Below are 17,741 nucleotides of genomic sequence, written 5' to 3'. Positions count from 1 at the left end.
GGCGCATTGTGCGCCCGGCAAATCAACACGATGAAAGAGGCGGTATCTTGTCTACGGGTAATTTGGATTTCGAACAGTTCCGGGTCTTCCTGGAAAAAGCCTGTGGCATCCTGCTTGGTGAAAACAAGCAATACTTGGTGTCTAGCCGTCTCAACAAATTGATGGAGCAACAGGGCCTCAAGTCGTTGGGTGAGCTGGTGCAGCGTATCCAGACCCAGCCGCGCAGCGGGTTGCGCGAAATGGTGGTGGACGCCATGACCACCAACGAAACCCTGTGGTTTCGCGATACCTATCCTTTCGAGGTGTTGAAGAACAAGGTCTTGCCAGCAGCCATCAAGGCCAGCCCCGGCCAACGCCTGCGGATCTGGTCGGCGGCCTGTTCGTCGGGGCAGGAGCCTTATTCCATTTCGATGTCCATTGACGAGTTCGAGCGAACCAACATCGGCCAGCTCAAGGGTGGCGTGCAAATTGTCGCCACCGACCTGTCCGGGACCATGCTCAATAACTGCAAGACGGGCGAGTACGACAGCCTGGCCATCGGCCGTGGCCTGTCGCCGGATCGCTTGCAACGCTACTTCGACACGAAAGGGCCGGGACGCTGGGTGGTCAAGGCGCCGATCAAGAACCGGGTGGAGTTTCGCTCGTTCAATCTGCTCGACAGCTATGCCAGCCTGGGCAAGTTCGACGTGGTGTTCTGCCGCAACGTGCTGATCTACTTCTCCGCCGAGGTGAAGAAAGACATCCTGTTGCGCATCCACGGCACCTTGAAGCCGGGCGGCTATCTGTTCCTCGGTGCTTCCGAGGCGCTGAACGGCTTGCCGGATCATTACCAGATGGTCCAGTGCAGCCCAGGCATCATCTACCAGGCGAAGTGATTTGCCGGTGTTGTCAAAAAAACGGGAGTCCTCACAGGCTCCCGTTTTTTGTGTCCGATTCTCTACCAAGTCACCGCCATCCCCTTGTGGGAGCGGGCTTGCTCGCGAAGGCGATCTAATAGAGACATTGATTGCGACTGACACACCGCTTTCGCGAGCAGGCCAGCTCCCACAATGTCCTTTGCCGACCTTGAAAAGCGGCAGAAAAGCGGCAGGTGAGCGGAAACCGATTGCCGCTTTTCTGGCATTGCCACCTTGCCGCTCCCCGCAAAGCCCCGATTTACGGGGTTTTGGAAAGTGGCACGACGCTTGCTATATCCATTCGTACGTACATTCTGGTCACCCAAAGGTTTCCGACATGAGCATCAGCTTCGATAAAGCGCTCGGTATCCACGAAAAGGCTTTGAGCTTCCGCGCCCAGCGTGCCGAAGTCCTGGCCAATAACATTGCCAACGCCGACACCCCGAACTACAAGGCGCGTGACCTGGATTTCTCCAAGGTGCTCGCCGAGCAGAGCGAGAAGACCAAGAATGGCCACTTTGCCCTGAACATGACCAACAACCGTCATATCGAGGCCGAAGGCCTGGGCAACGGCGACGAATCGCTGATGTATCGCACGCCGATGCAACCTTCGATCGACCAGAACACTGTGGACGCTCAACTGGAACAGTCCAACTACGCGGAGAACTCCGTGAACTTCCAGGCCAGCTTCACCCTGCTCAACAGCAAGTTCAAAGGGCTGGTATCGGCCCTGCGCGGAGAATAATTCATGTCGATCGCGAGCGTATTCAACATCGCCGGCAGTGCCATGAGTGCCCAGACCACTCGCCTGAACACCGTCGCCAGTAACATCGCCAACGCCGAGACCGTTTCGTCGAGCATCGACCAGACCTACCGCGCTCGTCACCCGGTGTTTGCCACCATGTTCCAGGGCGGCCAGTCCGGCGGCAGCGATTCGCTGTTCCAGGAGCAGGATGCGGCCGGGCAGGGCGTACAAGTGTTGGGCGTGGTCGAAGACCAGAGCAACCTTGAAGCACGTTATGAGCCGAACCATCCAGCGGCCGACGCCAAGGGCTATGTCTATTACCCGAACGTCAACGTCGTCGAGGAAATGGCCGACATGATTTCCGCCAGTCGTTCGTTCCAGACCAACGTCGAAATGATGAACACCGCCAAAACCATGATGCAGAAGGTCCTGACCCTCGGTCAGTGATAAGGGGCGAGTCACATGAGCGTCACCAACACTACCAGCGGTTTGAGCCTCAACGAGATTCTGGCCAACTCCTCGGTCAAGACCAACGCCACCACCGATGGCCTCGGCGGTGCGACCAAGGCGGCGACCGGCAACAAGGAGCTGGGTAAGGATGCGTTCCTGCAATTGCTCGTCACCCAGCTGAAAAACCAGAACCCGCTGGAGCCTCAGGACAACGGCGAATTCGTGGCTCAGTTGGCGCAGTTCAGCAGCCTGGAAGGTATCACCACGCTCAACGAAACCGTGAGCGGCATTGCCGGCAACTACAACTCGTCGCAGGCCCTGCAGGCTTCGTCTCTGGTGGGTCGCTCGGTCATCGCGCCCGGCGACAAGGCCGTGGTCGATACTTCCAAGAGCCTTAACGGCACGGTGGTGGTGCCGTCGGCAGTGTCCTCTCTCACCGTCAAGATCATGGACAAGGACGGCAAGACCGTCCGCACCATCGACCTGGGCAGCCAGAAGGCAGGCAACTCGGCGTTCATCTGGGACGGCAAGAACGACGCTGGCACGACGGTCGAATCGGGCACGTACACCTTCTCGGCCTCGACCACCATCGATGGCAAGGCCACGTCGCTGATCACCAACCTGCCGGCCACCGTCAGCAGCGTGACCATCAGCCAGACGGGCGGTGAGCTGATGCTCAACCTGGCCGGTCTGGGCAGCATTGCCCTGTCCAAAGTACAAACTATTGGTATGTAGAGCCGACTAACCGGCAAAAGGAGTCAACATGTCTTTCAACATCGGCCTTAGCGGTCTCTATGCAGCCAACAAACAGCTGGACGTGACCGGCAACAACATCGCCAACGTCGCGACCACCGGTTTCAAATCGTCCCGCGCGGAATTCGAAGACGTCTACTCGGCCACCAAACTGGGCTCGGGCAGCAAGACCGTCGGTAACGGCGTACGGCTGGCCAACGTTTCCCAGCAGTTCGGCCAGGGCGACGTCAACAACACCGGCAACGTGCTGGACATGGGCATCCAGGGTCAGGGCTTCTTTGTCCTGAGCAACGACGGTTCGCTGAGCTACACCCGTGCCGGTACCTTCAAGACCGACAAGGAAGGCTACATTACCAACAGCGATGGCACTGCGAAGCTGCAGGGCTATGGCGTGGATGCCAACGGCAAGATCCAGAACGGCATCCTGACCGACCTGCGCATCGACACCTCCAACCTGCCGCCGACCGCTACCAGCCTGGTTTCGTCGACCATCAACCTGAACTCGACGGCGACGCCGATCACCGCGGCGTTCAATCCGACCGACACGGCAACGTACACCAAGCAGTTCTCTACCCCGATCTACGACACCCAGGGCAACCAGCATGCCATGGACCAATACATGGTCAAGACAGGTAGCAACACCTGGAATGTCTATACCTTGATCGATGGTCGTAACCTCAACGGCAGCGTGCCGACCACGACCGGCGCCACCGCGCCAGTCCCTTCGACCATGACTTTCGACTCCAGTGGCAAGCTGCTTCAGGTCAGCACGCCTCCGGCGACGATCAACAGCGATCTGGTCTTGACCGGTTGGGTGCCAGGCACCGTGACCAACGGCGTATGGGCCCCAAATGGCGCCGCAAGCGCGCCAACCATCACGATCTCCATGGCCAACACCACCCAATTCAACGCCGACACCGCGCGGTCGCTCCCGGTCCAGAACGGTTACGCCACCGGTCAGATCACCAACCTGACCATCGATGGCAGCGGTGTATTGCTGGCCAACTTCAGCAACAACCAGACCAAGCCGATTGGCCAGCTCGCGCTCGCCAGCTTCACCAACGAGCAAGGTCTGCAACCGGTAGGCGGCACCAGCTGGAAGGAAACCTTCTCCTCGGGCATCCCGGCCTACGATGCCCCGACCACCGGCACCCTGGGTTCGATCGTGTCCAACGCTCTGGAAGAGTCCAACGTCAACCTGACCAACGAACTGGTTGAACTGATCAAGGCGCAGAGCAACTATCAGGCGAACGCCAAGACCATCTCCACCCAGAGCACCATCATGCAGACCATCATTCAGATGACTTGATGTCGATGGTTGCTTGAAACGATGTACAAGAAGCCCCTCAAGAGAGGGGCTTTTTCATGGGCGTGTTTTTGTGCTGTCAGTTGCGGCCTCATCGCGGGCAAGCCTTGCTCCCACAGAGGATTGAGGACGAGAGCAGGATCCATGACCATCCCGAGACCCTGTGGGAGCAAGGCTTGCCCGCGATGAGGCCAGCACAGGCGCCAACTTTCTCCAGGCAAAAGAAAACCCCCGATAAACCAGCAGTCTATCGGGGGCTTCTTTTCACCAGGCGCCTATCAGCGCCCACCCGCTCAGCTTATTGGCAAGCTTCGCAATCCGGCTCGTCGATGGCGCAGGCCTTTGGCACTGGCGCAGGTCCTGCCGGAGCGGCCAGGACCGAGTCGTCACCGTGGTTGCCGCCAGCGGAAACCGCGTTCAGCTTGCCGGTGTTGATGGTGGACTTCTCGGTGCTGGTGGCGGCCAGGGCGCGGAGGTAGTAGGTGGTCTTCAGACCACGGTACCAGGCCATGCGGTAAGTCACGTCCAGCTTCTTGCCCGAAGCGCCGGCGATGTACAGGTTCAGCGACTGAGCCTGGTCGATCCACTTCTGGCGACGGCTGGCGGCGTCGACGATCCAACGGGCCTCCACTTCGAACGCGGTGGCATAGAGCTCCTTGAGCTCCTGCGGGATGCGTTCGATCTGTTGCACCGAACCGTCGTAGTACTTCAGGTCGTTGATCATGACCGAGTCCCACAGGCCGCGGGCCTTGAGGTCGCGGACCAGGTACGGGTTGATCACGGTGAACTCGCCCGACAGGTTCGATTTCACATAGAGGTTCTGGTAGGTCGGTTCGATCGACTGCGACACGCCGGTAATGTTGGCGATGGTGGCGGTCGGTGCGATGGCCATGATGTTGGAGTTGCGGATGCCTTTCTGTACGCGGGCACGAACCGGGGCCCAGTCCAGGCTTTCGGTCAGGTCGACGTCGATGTATTTCTCGCCACGGGACTCGATCAGGATCTGTTGCGAATCCAGTGGCAGGATGCCCTTGGACCACAGCGAGCCCTGGAACGTCTCGTAGGCACCGCGCTCGTCGGCCAGGTCGCAGGAAGCCTGGATCGCGTAGTAGCTGACCGCTTCCATGGACTTGTCGGCGAACTCGACGGCAGCGTCGGAACCGTACGGGATGTGCTGCAGGTACAGCGCGTCCTGGAAGCCCATGATGCCCAGGCCGACCGGACGGTGCTTGAAGTTGGAGTTCTTCGCCTGTGGCACCGAGTAGTAGTTGATGTCGATCACGTTGTCGAGCATGCGCACGGCGGTGTTCACGGTGCGTTGCAGCTTGGCGGTGTCCAGCTTGCCGTCGACGATGTGGTTCGGCAGGTTGATCGAGCCCAGGTTGCAGACCGCGATCTCGTCCTTGTTGGTGTTCAGGGTGATCTCGGTGCACAGGTTCGAGCTGTGAACCACGCCTACGTGCTGCTGCGGGCTGCGCAGGTTGCACGGGTCCTTGAAGGTCAGCCATGGGTGGCCGGTCTCGAACAGCATCGAGAGCATTTTGCGCCACAGGTCCTTGGCCTGGACGACCTTGAACAACTTGATCTTGTTGTACTCGGTCAGGGCTTCGTAATACTCGTAGCGCTCTTCGAAGGCCTTGCCGGTCAGGTCGTGCAGGTCCGGCACTTCGGATGGCGAGAACAGGGTCCACTTGCCGTCGTCGAAGACGCGCTTCATGAACAGGTCCGGGATCCAGTTGGCGGTGTTCATGTCGTGGGTACGACGACGATCGTCACCGGTGTTCTTGCGCAGCTCGATGAACTCTTCGATGTCCATGTGCCAGGTTTCCAGGTAGGCACAGACCGCGCCCTTGCGCTTGCCGCCCTGGTTGACCGCCACGGCGGTGTCGTTGACCACCTTGAGGAATGGCACGACGCCCTGGGACTTGCCGTTGGTGCCCTTGATGTACGAGCCCAATGCGCGAACCGGGGTCCAGTCGTTGCCCAGGCCGCCAGCGAATTTCGACAGCATGGCGTTGTCGTGGATGGCGCCGTAGATGCCCGACAAGTCGTCCGGAACGGTGGTCAGGTAGCAGCTCGACAACTGTGGACGCAGGGTACCGGCGTTGAACAGGGTCGGGGTCGACGCCATGTAGTCGAAGGACGACAGCAGGTTGTAGAACTCGATGGCTCGGTCTTCTTTCTGCTTCTCTTCGATGGCCAGGCCCATGGCTACGCGCATGAAGAAGATCTGCGGCAGTTCGAAGCGCACGCCGTCCTTGTGAATGAAGTAACGGTCGTACAGGGTCTGCAGGCCCAGGTAGGTGAACTGCTGGTCGCGCTCGTGATCGATGGCCTTGCCGAGTTTTTCCAGGTCGAAGGACGCCAGGACCGGGTTCAGCAATTCGTATTCGATACCCTTGGCGACGTAGGCCGGCAGGGCCTTGGCGTACAGGTCGGCCATTTCGTGGTGGGTCGCGCTCTCGGCGACACCCAGGAAGCCCAGGCCTTCGGCACGCAGGGTGTCCATCAGCAAGCGGGCGGTCACGAAGGAGTAGTTCGGCTCGCGTTCCACCAGGGTCCGCGCGGTCATCACCAGAGCGGTGTTGACGTCTTTCAGTGCGACGCCGTCATAGAGGTTCTTCAGGGTTTCGCGCTGGATCAGCTCGCCGTCGACTTCTTCCAGGCCCTCGCAGGCCTCGGTGACGATGGTGTTCAGGCGACCCATGTCCAGCGGCGCCAGGCTGCCGTCGGCGCGGGCGATGCGGATCGATGGGTGAGCCTGTACCGGTGCGTCGGCCGGGGCGCGGGTGGCACGCTCCTTGGCGCGGGAATCACGATAGATCACGTAGTCGCGGGCCACTTTCTGCTCGCCGGCACGCATCAGGGCCAGTTCGACCTGGTCCTGGATTTCTTCGATGTGGATGGTGCCGCCCGACGGCATGCGACGCTTGAAGGTCGCGGTGACCTGTTCGGTCAGGCGGGCCACGGTGTCGTGGATGCGCGACGAGGCGGCAGCGGTGCCGCCCTCAACTGCAAGAAACGCTTTGGTGATGGCGACGGTGATCTTGTCATCGGTGTAAGGAACGACAGTGCCGTTACGCTTGATCACACGCAGTTGGCCGGGCGCGGTGGCGGCCAGATCCGGGGTCGAATCGGCGGCCAGCGGCGCGGTGCCCTGCGGGTTCTCGCGAGTTGTGTCGGTGTGCATGGGTGTCTCCACGTTCTCTATGTTTGTTTGGGCACCTTTACGGTGCCCACCGTTCCGTCCTGAAGCACTACAACCGACTGATGTCGGGCATAACAACTTCGGGACAGTAGGAAGCAGGGCCCAGGGGCCGCTTCCATCCGAAGTTCTGGGTTGCGAGCCTGGGCTCGAAACCGGGTTGCAGGGGGTGGCAGTAATGGACTGCAACACCCGTACCGTTTCGGTCGTTTCGACCGTTGAAACAGTGGCCATCCGCAGGGGGCGGTCTGGTCTTGGGGAAACACGATGTTTCAAGTGGAAAGAGGCACGAAAAGCGCTTGAATTCTCTGTCCGACTTGTGTTTGGTTTTTGGCTTAAACCCCTACATGTAGGGGTTTTTTCGCAGCGGGCTACAAGATAATGCGTTTTGGGGGAGGAATGCAACGTACTACCTGTGGATAAGCCTGTGCGTAATTTGTGTGCGAAACCGGGAACTGCGCTGTAGGCCGCGACCTTGCTGGAGCGGGCTTTTTTTCATCGTTTTCGAGGCCCTGAAAACAGGCCTGTCGATTTTTGCGGGCGCGGACATTACCACACAAATCCTGCTCGACCGAACGCATTTGTCCGCTTGTTTTCCAGGCACGCGCCGTTTATACAATCGGCCCGTGCGTTGGCATGCTTATCCTCTTTTAACATGACAGAAAGAGGTGAGGCAGCACCCAACCTAATGTGGGAGCACTGCGTCTTTCCTTATCAGATACTGACCTTAAGAGGCCCCCAGTGGAACAAGAAGCCTGGCAGGTATTGATCGTCGAGGATGACCAGCGTCTGGCCGAGCTGACCCGTGACTATCTGGAAAGCAACGGGCTGCGTGTCGCCCTTGAAGGCGACGGTGCGGTGGCGGCCCAGCGGATCATCGCCGAGCAGCCGGACCTGGTGATCCTCGACCTGATGCTGCCCGGCGAAGACGGTCTGAGCATCTGCCGCAAGGTGCGCGAGCAGTACGACGGGCCGATTCTGATGCTCACGGCCCGCACCGATGACACCGATCAGATCCAGGGTCTGGATCTGGGAGCGGACGATTATGTCTGCAAACCGGTGCGTCCTCGGGTATTGCTGGCGCGCATCCAGGCTTTGTTGCGGCGCAGCGAGCCAGCCGAGCCCAACCCGCAAAAGCCACGGCGCCTGCAATTTGGCCCGTTGGTGGTGGACAACGCCTTGCGCGAGGCCTGGTTGCAGGGCAGCGGCATCGAACTGACCAGCGCCGAGTTCGATCTGTTGTGGCTACTGGTTTCCAATGCCGGACGCATCCTGTCCCGAGAGGAAATCTTCACTGCCTTGCGCGGCATCGGCTATGACGGCCAGGACCGTTCCATCGACGTTCGGATCTCCCGCATTCGTCCCAAGATCGGCGATGACCCGGACCATCCACGGTTGATCAAGACCATTCGCAGCAAAGGCTACCTGTTCGTTCCCGAAGCTTGCGTAGACCCGACGCCGTGAATTCGATCTTTCTGCGCATCTATGGCGGCATGTGCGCTGCACTGGTGCTGGTGGCAGTCCTCGGTGTGCTGGCGCTGCATCTGCTCAACCAGACCCGTGGCGAGCAGTATCGCGAACGCCTGGCCCACGGCACGTTTTCCCTGATGGCCGATAACCTGCGGCCAATGAACGATACCGAACGCCGCCGTGCGCTGTTGTTGTGGGAGCGACTGCTGGGGATTCCCCTGGCGTTGCGCACGTTCGCCCAGACCGATCTGGACCTTGGCCAGCGCACCCGCGTATTGCGCGGGCAGGCGTTGGTGGAGCAGACCGGCCCTCACGCGGCGAAGGTCTATCGACTAGTCAGCGACGGCGAGAAATTGATGCTGATGGGCGAGGTCCGGCAGATCAGCGAACAGTTGGCCCGTGCCACTATTTATCTGCTGGCCGACGAACTGGTGCGCTACCCCGTGTCCGAACAACCCGCACGGCTTGCCCAGCTCAAGCAGGACAAGGGCTTTGGTTTCGACCTTCGACTGATGACCGTCGACCAGGTGGACATGGACGAAGACCAGCGACGCCGCGTTTCCGAGGGCGATACCGTGATGGCCCTGGGCAAGGACGGCGATTCGATCCGGGTGTTCGCCGGCCTGGTCGGTACGCCGTGGGTGCTGGAGATCGGCCCGCTGTACCAGATGAACCCTTATCCGCCGCAATGGCTGGTATTGATCGCGGTGCTGGGGTTGAGCCTGATCGGTTTGATCGTTTACCTGTTGGTGCGCCAGCTGGAGCGGCGCCTGCGGGGTCTGGAGTCGGCTGCCACCCAGATCGCCCAGGGCAGTCTGGAAACCCGCGTACCGACCCGTGGCGCCGACTCGGTTGGGCGATTGGCCGCGGCGTTCAACGGCATGGCCGAGCACCTGCAACAATTGCTGGCGATCCAGCGCGAGCTGGTGCGTGCGGTGTCCCATGAGCTGCGCACACCGGTGGCGCGCCTGCGCTTCGGCCTGGAAATGATCGGCAGCGCCACCACCGCCCAGGCTCGTGAAAAATACCTGGCGGGGATGGACCACGACATCGAGGACCTGGATCGGTTGGTGGACGAAATGCTGACCTATGCACGGCTGGAGCAGGGCTCCCCGGCGCTGAATTTCCAGCGAGTGGACCTCGATGCGCTGGTCAATCAAGTGATCGAGGAGCTGGGCCCGCTCAGGCCGGGCATCACGGTGGAACGCGGTCTCTGTCTTTCGGCCGCCGATTGCGACGATGCCTGGGTCGAGGCAGAGCCGCGCTTTTTGCATCGCGCCTTGCAGAACCTGGTGAGCAACGCCATGCGCCACGCCCGGTCACGAGTGACGGTGAGTTATCAGGTGGGGCAGTTGCGTTGTCGAGTGGACGTCGAGGACGATGGGCCTGGCGTGCCGGAGGCAGCATGGGAGCGGGTATTCAAGCCCTTCCTGCGGCTGGACGATAGCCGTGCCCGTGCTTCGGGCGGTCATGGACTGGGGCTGTCGATCGTGCGACGGATCATCCACTGGCATGACGGCCGGGCGTTGGTCGGCAAGAGCAAAAGCCTGGGGGGGGCCTGTTTCAGCTTGAGTTGGCCGAGGCATCAGGACCGGTCTTGAGTCATGTAGTTGCCTGCTCGCGATGAGGCACTAAAGAGCACTACAAGACTCAGGCCCTGACCCCCACCAGACTCAACAATTGTCCATCCTTCACCCCGAACTGCCCCTGCAGTTCACTGCCGTGGCGCCACTCGCTCGATAGATCGGTCAGCAACCGCAGCCGCACCTGACCATCGTGGCTCCATTCCAGTACCTCGGCATGTTCGAAGTAGAAACGCTGGCCGACGATCGGATACAGCGCCTTGAACAGGCTTTCCTTCACTGAAAAGGTCAAGGTGACCAGCAGCGCCCGGTCATCCTGTCGGGTAGTGGCCATGCGCAGCAATTCCGCCGGTGTGAGGATTTCACCCGCCAGACGCTCGGCCCGTTCCGGGTCGAGCAGGTTTTCCAGGTCCATTCCCAGCCCTCGCCAGTGATCCTTGTGCGCGACAATGGCGGCGGCCCGCCCGGTGCTGTGGGTGATCGAGCCGCTGATGTGGGCTGGCCACACCGGGGCGCGGTCTTCGCCGATGGCCGGTACGCAACCCTGACCGTCCAGCCGGTGCAGGGCGGCCCGGGCGCAGATCCGTCCGGCGAGGAATTCGGCCTGCCGCTTGGCGACCGAACGCTGGATACTCGCGGGTGGTTCGATGGCACTGCGCAGGAAGTCATCCGCGGTCAGCAACAATGGATCAAAGCAGGTACTGAGCAGAATCGTATGAGGCAGGACGTCGGGCAGCAGCCAATGTTCATCCAGAGGCGAGCAGCAGGCGGGAAGGGCGGGGAGTCGGTTCATGCCGGGCATTTTGCCGGGTTGGCCTGACGCTGGGTAGAGGGCAAATCCGGTACAGGTTTGTGGCTGTGGGAGCAAGGCTTGCTCCCACAGGGGGCAGGTTACAACCTCAGCCAAAGATTTTCTTGAAGAACGCCTGCATATCCGCCCAGGACTTGTCATCGGCCGCCTTGTTATAGCCAATGTCCGGCCCACCATGTCCACCGTGGCTCAGGCGGTCGGCATCCGGATTGCTGAAACCGTGCTTGGCGCCTTCCAGGCTGACGAACTTGTAGTCGGCGCCGGCCTTGTCCATTTCGGTCTTGAAGGCGGTGACGTTGTCTTCGGTGACCATGCTGTCCAGTGCGCCATGTTCGACCAGCACCTTGGCCTTGACGCTGCCGGGGCTGGCCGGAGTATTGGTCACCAGCGCGCCATGGAAACTCACCACGCCGGCCAGTGGCACGCCCTGGCGCGCTGCATCCAGCACCACCTTGCCACCGAAGCAATAGCCGATGGCGGCGAGTTTGTCCGGATCGGTCTGGGGCTGTTTCTTGAGCAGGTCGAGCCCGGCCTGGAATCGCGCGCTGGTCGCCTTGGCGTCCTTGAGCGCCGCTTGCATGAAGGCCATGGCGTCCTTGGGATGCTCGGTGTTCTTGCCTTCGCCATACATGTCGATGGCCAGGGCGCTGTAGCCCAGGCCTGCCAGATCGCGAGCCCGGCGCTTGGCGTAGTCGTTCAGCCCCCACCATTCGTGCACTACCACCACCCCTGGGCGCGGGCCCTTGATGGCGTCATCGTAAGCGTAGTAACCGATCAGCTTCGTGCCGTCGGCACTGGTGTAGGGAATCTCCTGGGTCTGGATGGCGGCGTGGCTCGCCCCGCTGAAAGCCAGAAGTAAGACAGCAAATAACCTGCGCATGACGGATCTCCATGAAAAGTGGTTTGCACGACTGAGAGTGGACACTCTAGCCGATTCGTTCAGCACTGGTTCAGAGAACGTTCAAGGGGTGTTCAGGGACCGTTGGTTAACGTGGCTTCGACTTCACCACACACCACGTTGCAGAGGAACCTGAACATGATCCGGATGAAAAAACTGCTGTTGGCTTTCACCGTTCTGGGCGCCAGCGCCATGGCCCATGCCGACGATAACTTCGCCAGCCTGACCCTCGGCCAGACCAGCGACAAGGTCAAGAAGTCCAGTGCCCTGGACCAGGCCCTGAACAATCCGAACGCCGACGGCGTGATCGGCAAGGACACCACCTATGGCCTGCGCCTGGGCAAGCAGAACGACCAGGGTCGTTACTACGCCACCTATGACAATGTCTCGGGCACCCACAACGGCATCAAATTGCGCCAGGAAAACCTGCTGGGCAGCTACGATGTGTTCTACCCGGTCACCGGCAGTACCAAGCTGTTCGGCGGCGGTACGGCGGGCCTGACCAAGCTGACCCAGGATTCTCCCGGTTTCAGCCGCGACAGCGACATTGGCTACGCAGTAGGCTTGCAGGCGGGCGTCCTGCAACAGGTATCGAAAAACACGGCGGTGGAATTGGGTTACCGTTACCTGCGTAGTAATGCCAGCACCGAGATGAGCCCGCACGGTGGCGACAAGGTGGGCTCGCTGGACCTGACCAGCAGCGCCCAGACGTACCTGTCCGCCAGCTATATGTTCTGAGCGGGTGATGGATGCCGGATCGGTCGAACACGATCCGGCGCCTTCGTTGAGGTGCGCAGTGCCGTTTGAATCTGCCTGGGGAGAGGCTCCATGAAATTACTGGTCGTCGAAGACGAAGCGTTGTTGCGTCACCACCTGCGGACCCGACTGAACGACAGCGGCCACGTAGTGCAGGCCGTGGTCAACGCCGAGGAGGCCTTGTATCAGGTCCGTGAATTCAATCATGACCTGGCGGTGATCGACCTTGGGCTGCCGGGCATCAGTGGGCTGGAGCTGATCCGCCGGCTGCGCGCCCAGGACAAGGCATTCCCGATCCTGATCCTCACGGCTCGCGGCAACTGGCAGGACAAGGTCGAAGGCCTGGCCGCCGGGGCCGATGACTACGTGGTCAAGCCGTTTCAGTTCGAGGAACTGGAGGCGCGATTGAACGCGCTGTTGCGTCGCTCCAGTGGTTTTACCCAGTCGACCATCACCGCCGGCCCGCTGTTGCTCGACCTCAATCGCAAGCAGGCGTCACTGGGCGAGGAGCCGCTGGCCTTGACGGCCTATGAATACCGCATCCTGGAATACCTGATGCGCCATCACCAGCAGGTGGTGGCCAAGGACCGCTTGATGGAGCAGCTTTATCCCGATGACGACGAGCGCGATCCCAATGTCATCGAAGTGCTGGTAGGGCGCCTGCGGCGCAAGCTGGAAGCGCCGGCTGGATTCAAGCCAATCGACACCGTGCGCGGTCTGGGCTACCTATTCAACGAGCGCTGCCAGTGATTCGTTCGCTTCGGCTGCGCTTGATGCTGGCCGCCATGACTCTGGCGGTGCTGTTCATGCTGGCGTTGCTGCCGGCCATGCAAGGCGCGTTCAGCCTGGCCTTGCAAGAGTCCATCGAGCAACGTCTGGCGTCGGACGTGACCACGCTGATTTCTGCCGCCCGGGTGGAAAACAATCGATTGAAGATGCCCGAGCAACTGCCGGACGAGCGCTTCAACCTCGCCGATGCGCGCCTGCTGGGCTACATCTATGACCGCGATGGGCGGCTGGTCTGGCGGTCGAAGGCCACCCGGGAAGAAAACATCAACTACACCCCGCGCTACGACGGCCAGGGCAATCAGTTCGCGCGCATCCGCGAAAACGATGGCCAGGAGTTTTTCGTCTATGACGTCGAGATCAAGCTGCTCGGTGGCCAGAACGCGGCATTCAGTATCGTTACCCTGCAACCGGTTCGTGACTACGAAATCACCCTGCAGGGGTTGCGGGACAATCTTTACCTGGGCTTCGGTGCCGCATTGCTGGTATTGCTGGCGCTATTGTGGATCGGCCTGACCTGGGGCCTTCGGGCCTTGCGACGCTTGAGCCAGGAGCTGGATGAAATCGAAAGCGGGGCCCGGGAAAGCCTCAGTACCGAACACCCTCGGGAACTGCTGCGCCTGACCGGCTCTCTCAACCGCTTGTTGCACAGCGAACGCGAGCAGCGCAGTCGTTATCGTGACTCCCTCGATGACTTGGCCCACAGCCTGAAGACGCCACTGGCGGTGCTGCAGGGCGTCAGCGAGGACATGGCCCGGCGCCCCGAGGAGCGTGGGCAGGCTTGGGTGCTTCAGACCCAGATCGAGCGCATGAGCCAGCAGATCGGTTACCAGTTGCAACGTGCCAGCTTGCGCAAGAGCGGGCTGGTGCGCCATCAGGTGCGCTTGCGTCCAGTGCTGCAGAGCCTTTGCGACACCTTGGACAAGGTTTATCGCGATAAGCGGGTCAACGTTGTCTTCGACTTGCCGGAGCAATGTCATGTGCCGATTGAGCAGGGGGCCTTGCTGGAGATGCTGGGCAACCTGTTGGAAAACGCCTATCGGCTGTGCCTGGGGGAAATACGAGTCAGCGTGCACCAGATCCAGGGCGGCATCGAACTGTGCGTCGAGGATGACGGGCCGGGCGTACCGCCGGATCAACGCGCGCGGATCCTGCAACGTGGCGAGCGGCTGGATCGCCAGCATCCCGGGCAGGGGATCGGTCTGGCGGTGGTCAAGGACATTATCGAGAGCTATGGCGCTACATTGACCCTGGGAGATTCGGAACTGGGCGGGGCGGCGTTCCGGATTCATTTTCCGATGGCATGATCGGATGTTCCGCTGGGTACAGACGCCGCAGGAGGGCGGCCCTGTTTAATTTTCCTGCTCCCGATAGGCCCCCGGCGTCACCCCCGTCCATTTCTTGAACGCCCGATGAAACGCCGATGGTTCGGAGAACCCCAGTTGCTCGGCAATCTGCTGCAAGGACAGATCCGCCCGCCCTAAATGGTAGATGGCGATATCCCGCCGCAGCTGATCCTTGAGTTCCTGGAAGCTGGTACCTTCCTCCCGCAGATGCCGTCGCAGCGTCTGGGGACTGATGTGCAGATGATGGGCGACAGTGTCCAGGTCCGGCCAGCGAAGGGTGTCGCGGCTGAGCAGGCGGCGCAATTGGCTGCTCAGGCTGTGCCCGTCGTCGGGGCGGGACAGCAGGTCGGCGGGAGAGCGTTCCAGAAAGCGTTTGAGGGTTCTTTCGTCCTGGAGCAGCGGCATGTCCAGGTAACGGCTGTGAAACAACAGGCTGGTGTGTGGGGCCCCGAACACCAGTGGGCAGGGGAACAGCAAATCGTACTCGGCCCCATGGGCGGGCTTGGGATAGCCGAAGGTCGCTTGTTCCAGGCCGATCCGCTGACCGATCAGCCAACTGCCCAGGCGATGCCAGGTCACCAGCAGGCTTTCGGTGAGGAAATGATCCGGGTCCCACAGCGTCGACTCGTCCAGCACAAGGCGCACGCGTTCCCCTTCGTTCACCAGCGCCAGGTCCGGCCCGTCGGGGAACAGACTGTAGAACAACAGGCCGCGCTGCAAGGCACTGGCCAGGTTGCGGCAGTGGATCAGCGCATGGCACATCATGGCAAAAGTCCCGGGTTTGCTGCGGGCCTTGCCGAAGCCCAGGTATTCATCGTCCATAGCCAGCCAGAGCGCCTGCAGCAGGCGGGCGAACTGCTCTGGCGCAATGCGTGCCCGCGGCTCATCCAGCAGTTCGAGGCTGATGCCGGACTGTTGCAGGACGGGTAAATAGTCGAACCCTTGTCGACGGGCGCCGCCCAGTGCTGCGCGGGCGAAATGGCTGGCGATCGTGCGTTGGCGCATGGCATCCATCCGTGTGTTAGGCGACCGATGGTAGCAGGGCGCCCCGGCTCGACAAGGCGGATATCCGCCAAATTCCGGGATGCGAACGGAGCGTGAGGCGGAAATCCGCCATCTTGTGAAGGGCTGTTTATCTTTTGAATATTTATGGAACCCGTCTGCCATGCAGGCTGTAGGGGTTTTCGCAAAAATGGCACGGGCTTTGCGATGCAGTACGTAGGTCTGCTGCGTGCAGCCGCCAAAAACAAATCCCTCCAGTGCAGGAGGGTTCGCAAAGGTGAGGTTTCGTTGATGACAGGTGGATGTCGTCACACGGGACGCTTGAGGAAGGTTTGCCATGACGACTCGTCAGCCACTGTACAAATCCCTGTATTTCCAGGTGATCGTAGCCATTGCCATCGGTATTTTGCTCGGCCACTTCTACCCACAGACCGGTGTGGCCCTCAAGCCGTTCGGTGACGGGTTCATCAAACTGATCAAAATGGTCATCGCCCCCATCATCTTCTGTACGGTCGTCAGCGGTATCGGCGGCATGCAGAACATGAAGTCGGTCGGCAAGACCGGCGGCTACGCGTTGCTGTACTTCGAAATCGTCTCCACCATCGCCCTGTTGATCGGTCTGGTCGTGGTCAACGTTGTGCAACCGGGTAATGGCATGCACATCGATGTAACGACTCTGGACACCAGCAAGATCGCCGGTTTCATCTCGGCCGGTAAAGATCAGAGCATCGTTGCTTTCATCCTCAACGTGATCCCGAACACCATCGTCGGCGCGTTTGCCAACGGTGACATCCTGCAAGTGCTGATGTTCTCGGTACTCTTCGGTTTTGCCCTGCATCGCCTGGGCGCCTACGGCAAGCCGGTGCTGGACTTCATCGATCGCTTCGCCCACGTGATGTTCATCATCATCAACATGATCATGAAACTGGCTCCCATCGGTGCTTTCGGTGCCATGGCGTTCACCATCGGTGCCTACGGTGTCGGTTCGCTGGTGCAGCTGGGTCAGCTGATGATCTGCTTCTACATCACCTGCATCGTGTTCGTACTGGTGGTGCTGGGTGCCATTTGCCGCGCCCATGGTTTCAGCATCATCAAGCTGGTGCGCTACATCCGTGAAGAGCTGCTGATCGTGCTGGGCACTTCCTCGTCGGAATCGGCACTGCCTCGCATGCTGATCAAGATGGAGCGTCTGGGTGCCAAGAAGTCGGTCGTAGGTCTGGTGATTCCGACCGGCTACTCGTTCAACCTCGACGGTACCTCGATCTACCTGACCATGGCGGCGGTGTTCATTGCCCAGGCCACCGACACCCAGATGGACCTCACTCACCAGATCACCCTGCTGCTGGTGCTGCTGCTGTCGTCCAAAGGTGCTGCGGGCGTGACCGGCAGTGGCTTCATCGTGCTGGCGGCTACCCTGTCGGCGGTAGGCCATCTGCCAGTAGCCGGTCTGGCGCTGATCCTGGGTATCGACCGCTTCATGTCCGAAGCCCGCGCTTTGACCAACCTGGTGGGCAACGCAGTCGCCACCGTCGTGGTTGCCAAGTGGGTCAAGGAGCTGGACGAAGACCAGCTGCACGCCGAACTGGCTTCCGGTGGCCGCGGCATCTCCGATGTACGTGAAGATGATGAGCAGATCGCGGCGGCGCAGATCGCGGCGGCTGAATCCTCGGCTCCAGGCGTTGTGAAGTAATCTTCAAGCTGCAATGAAAAAACCCGCTTCGGCGGGTTTTTTAT

The 17,741-nt window shown here is 60.7% G+C and carries 15 protein-coding genes; 11 read left to right on the top strand and 4 right to left on the bottom strand.

The features are described 5' to 3' along the window. The first annotated feature begins 47 nt into the window (after positions 1–47). From cheR to flgE, 5 genes are all read left to right on the top strand, one after another. A complete protein-coding gene (cheR, locus tag LCU97_RS10115) occupies positions 48–875 on the top strand; it encodes a protein-glutamate O-methyltransferase CheR (RefSeq protein ID WP_053147271.1) in 828 nt (275 codons plus the stop codon). Positions 876–1,233: 358 nt separating this feature from the next. Then, entirely contained in the window at positions 1,234–1,641 is a 408-nt protein-coding gene (gene flgB, locus LCU97_RS10110; protein ID WP_053147273.1) for a flagellar basal body rod protein FlgB, read from the top strand. Positions 1,642–1,644: 3 nt separating this feature from the next. Then, positions 1,645–2,088 carry a flagellar basal body rod protein FlgC gene (gene flgC / locus LCU97_RS10105; RefSeq protein WP_053147275.1) on the top strand — a complete coding sequence of 148 codons (444 nt, stop codon included), beginning with the start codon at positions 1,645–1,647 and terminating at the stop codon, positions 2,086–2,088. A 15-nt stretch (positions 2,089–2,103) separates the two neighbouring features. Next, positions 2,104–2,826, top strand: coding sequence for a flagellar hook assembly protein FlgD (flgD, locus tag LCU97_RS10100; protein WP_053147277.1), 723 nt, complete (start codon positions 2,104–2,106; stop codon positions 2,824–2,826). A 28-nt stretch (positions 2,827–2,854) separates the two neighbouring features. Next, on the top strand, positions 2,855–4,153 hold the full coding sequence (flgE, locus tag LCU97_RS10095) for a flagellar hook protein FlgE (protein WP_053147279.1): 1,299 nt from the start codon (positions 2,855–2,857) through the stop codon (positions 4,151–4,153). Between the two features lie 295 nt (positions 4,154–4,448). Here the strand turns inward: flgE and LCU97_RS10090 are convergent, their stop codons facing one another. After that, entirely contained in the window at positions 4,449–7,340 is a 2,892-nt protein-coding gene (locus LCU97_RS10090) for a ribonucleoside-diphosphate reductase subunit alpha (RefSeq protein WP_053147281.1), read from the bottom strand. 756 nt (positions 7,341–8,096) lie between these two features. On the opposite strand from LCU97_RS10090, the gene LCU97_RS10085 reads away from it, so the two are divergent. Then, positions 8,097–8,819 carry a response regulator transcription factor gene (locus LCU97_RS10085; protein ID WP_053147283.1) on the top strand — a complete coding sequence of 241 codons (723 nt, stop codon included), beginning with the start codon at positions 8,097–8,099 and terminating at the stop codon, positions 8,817–8,819. Beyond that, positions 8,816–10,426, top strand: a complete 1,611-nt coding sequence (locus tag LCU97_RS10080; protein WP_232776291.1) for an ATP-binding protein — start codon at positions 8,816–8,818, stop codon at positions 10,424–10,426. Before LCU97_RS10085 ends, LCU97_RS10080 begins: the two co-directional genes overlap by 4 nt. Before the next feature lie 49 nt (positions 10,427–10,475). On the opposite strand, the gene LCU97_RS10075 is transcribed toward LCU97_RS10080, so the two are convergent. Next, positions 10,476–11,201 carry a 4'-phosphopantetheinyl transferase family protein gene (locus tag LCU97_RS10075; RefSeq protein ID WP_218186697.1) on the bottom strand — a complete coding sequence of 242 codons (726 nt, stop codon included), beginning with the start codon at positions 11,199–11,201 and terminating at the stop codon, positions 10,476–10,478. Between the two features lie 106 nt (positions 11,202–11,307). Next, complete coding sequence (locus LCU97_RS10070; protein ID WP_232776289.1) at positions 11,308–12,099, bottom strand: dienelactone hydrolase family protein; 792 nt, start codon at positions 12,097–12,099, stop codon at positions 11,308–11,310. Positions 12,100–12,255: 156 nt separating this feature from the next. Here LCU97_RS10070 and LCU97_RS10065 point away from each other — a divergent pair, with 156 nt between their 5' ends. The 3 genes from LCU97_RS10065 to LCU97_RS10055 all read left to right on the top strand — a co-directional run bounded on the left by LCU97_RS10065 (position 12,256) and on the right by LCU97_RS10055 (position 14,966). Next, positions 12,256–12,855, top strand: coding sequence for an outer membrane beta-barrel protein (locus LCU97_RS10065; protein ID WP_053147292.1), 600 nt, complete (start codon positions 12,256–12,258; stop codon positions 12,853–12,855). A gap of 90 nt (positions 12,856–12,945) precedes the next feature. Beyond that, a complete protein-coding gene (locus LCU97_RS10060; protein WP_232776287.1) occupies positions 12,946–13,623 on the top strand; it encodes a response regulator in 678 nt (225 codons plus the stop codon). After that, positions 13,620–14,966 carry an ATP-binding protein gene (locus LCU97_RS10055; RefSeq protein WP_232776286.1) on the top strand — a complete coding sequence of 449 codons (1,347 nt, stop codon included), beginning with the start codon at positions 13,620–13,622 and terminating at the stop codon, positions 14,964–14,966. Before LCU97_RS10060 ends, LCU97_RS10055 begins: the two co-directional genes overlap by 4 nt. A gap of 45 nt (positions 14,967–15,011) precedes the next feature. On the opposite strand, the gene LCU97_RS10050 is transcribed toward LCU97_RS10055, so the two are convergent. Beyond that, positions 15,012–16,010, bottom strand: coding sequence for an AraC family transcriptional regulator (locus LCU97_RS10050; protein ID WP_053147298.1), 999 nt, complete (start codon positions 16,008–16,010; stop codon positions 15,012–15,014). A 334-nt stretch (positions 16,011–16,344) separates the two neighbouring features. Between LCU97_RS10050 and LCU97_RS10045 the strand changes: the two genes are divergently transcribed. Continuing rightward, positions 16,345–17,697: a dicarboxylate/amino acid:cation symporter gene (locus tag LCU97_RS10045; RefSeq protein WP_053147300.1), complete on the top strand. Its 1,353-nt coding sequence runs from the start codon at positions 16,345–16,347 to the stop codon at positions 17,695–17,697. Positions 17,698–17,741: the final 44 nt, after the last annotated feature.

It is taken from the genome of Pseudomonas uvaldensis (assembly GCF_021271205.1).
Classification (GTDB): Bacteria; Pseudomonadota; Gammaproteobacteria; order Pseudomonadales; family Pseudomonadaceae; genus Aquipseudomonas; species Aquipseudomonas uvaldensis.
This window is presented reverse-complemented; position numbering and strand designations above follow the sequence as displayed.

Excerpts from the sequence above, each read along its gene's own strand:
- flgB (WP_053147273.1), top strand. The coding sequence starts at position 1,234 with ATGAGCATCAGCTTCGATAAAGCGCTCGGTATCCACGAAAAGGCTTTG.
- flgC (WP_053147275.1), top strand. The coding sequence starts at position 1,645 with ATGTCGATCGCGAGCGTATTCAACATCGCCGGCAGTGCCATGAGTGCC.
- flgD (WP_053147277.1), top strand. The coding sequence starts at position 2,104 with ATGAGCGTCACCAACACTACCAGCGGTTTGAGCCTCAACGAGATTCTG.
- flgE (WP_053147279.1), top strand. The coding sequence starts at position 2,855 with ATGTCTTTCAACATCGGCCTTAGCGGTCTCTATGCAGCCAACAAACAG.
- LCU97_RS10090 (WP_053147281.1), bottom strand. The coding sequence starts at position 7,340 with ATGCACACCGACACAACTCGCGAGAACCCGCAGGGCACCGCGCCGCTG.
- LCU97_RS10075 (WP_218186697.1), bottom strand. The coding sequence starts at position 11,201 with ATGAACCGACTCCCCGCCCTTCCCGCCTGCTGCTCGCCTCTGGATGAA.
- LCU97_RS10070 (WP_232776289.1), bottom strand. The coding sequence starts at position 12,099 with ATGCGCAGGTTATTTGCTGTCTTACTTCTGGCTTTCAGCGGGGCGAGC.
- LCU97_RS10065 (WP_053147292.1), top strand. The coding sequence starts at position 12,256 with ATGATCCGGATGAAAAAACTGCTGTTGGCTTTCACCGTTCTGGGCGCC.
- LCU97_RS10060 (WP_232776287.1), top strand. The coding sequence starts at position 12,946 with ATGAAATTACTGGTCGTCGAAGACGAAGCGTTGTTGCGTCACCACCTG.
- LCU97_RS10050 (WP_053147298.1), bottom strand. The coding sequence starts at position 16,010 with ATGCGCCAACGCACGATCGCCAGCCATTTCGCCCGCGCAGCACTGGGC.
- LCU97_RS10045 (WP_053147300.1), top strand. The coding sequence starts at position 16,345 with ATGACGACTCGTCAGCCACTGTACAAATCCCTGTATTTCCAGGTGATC.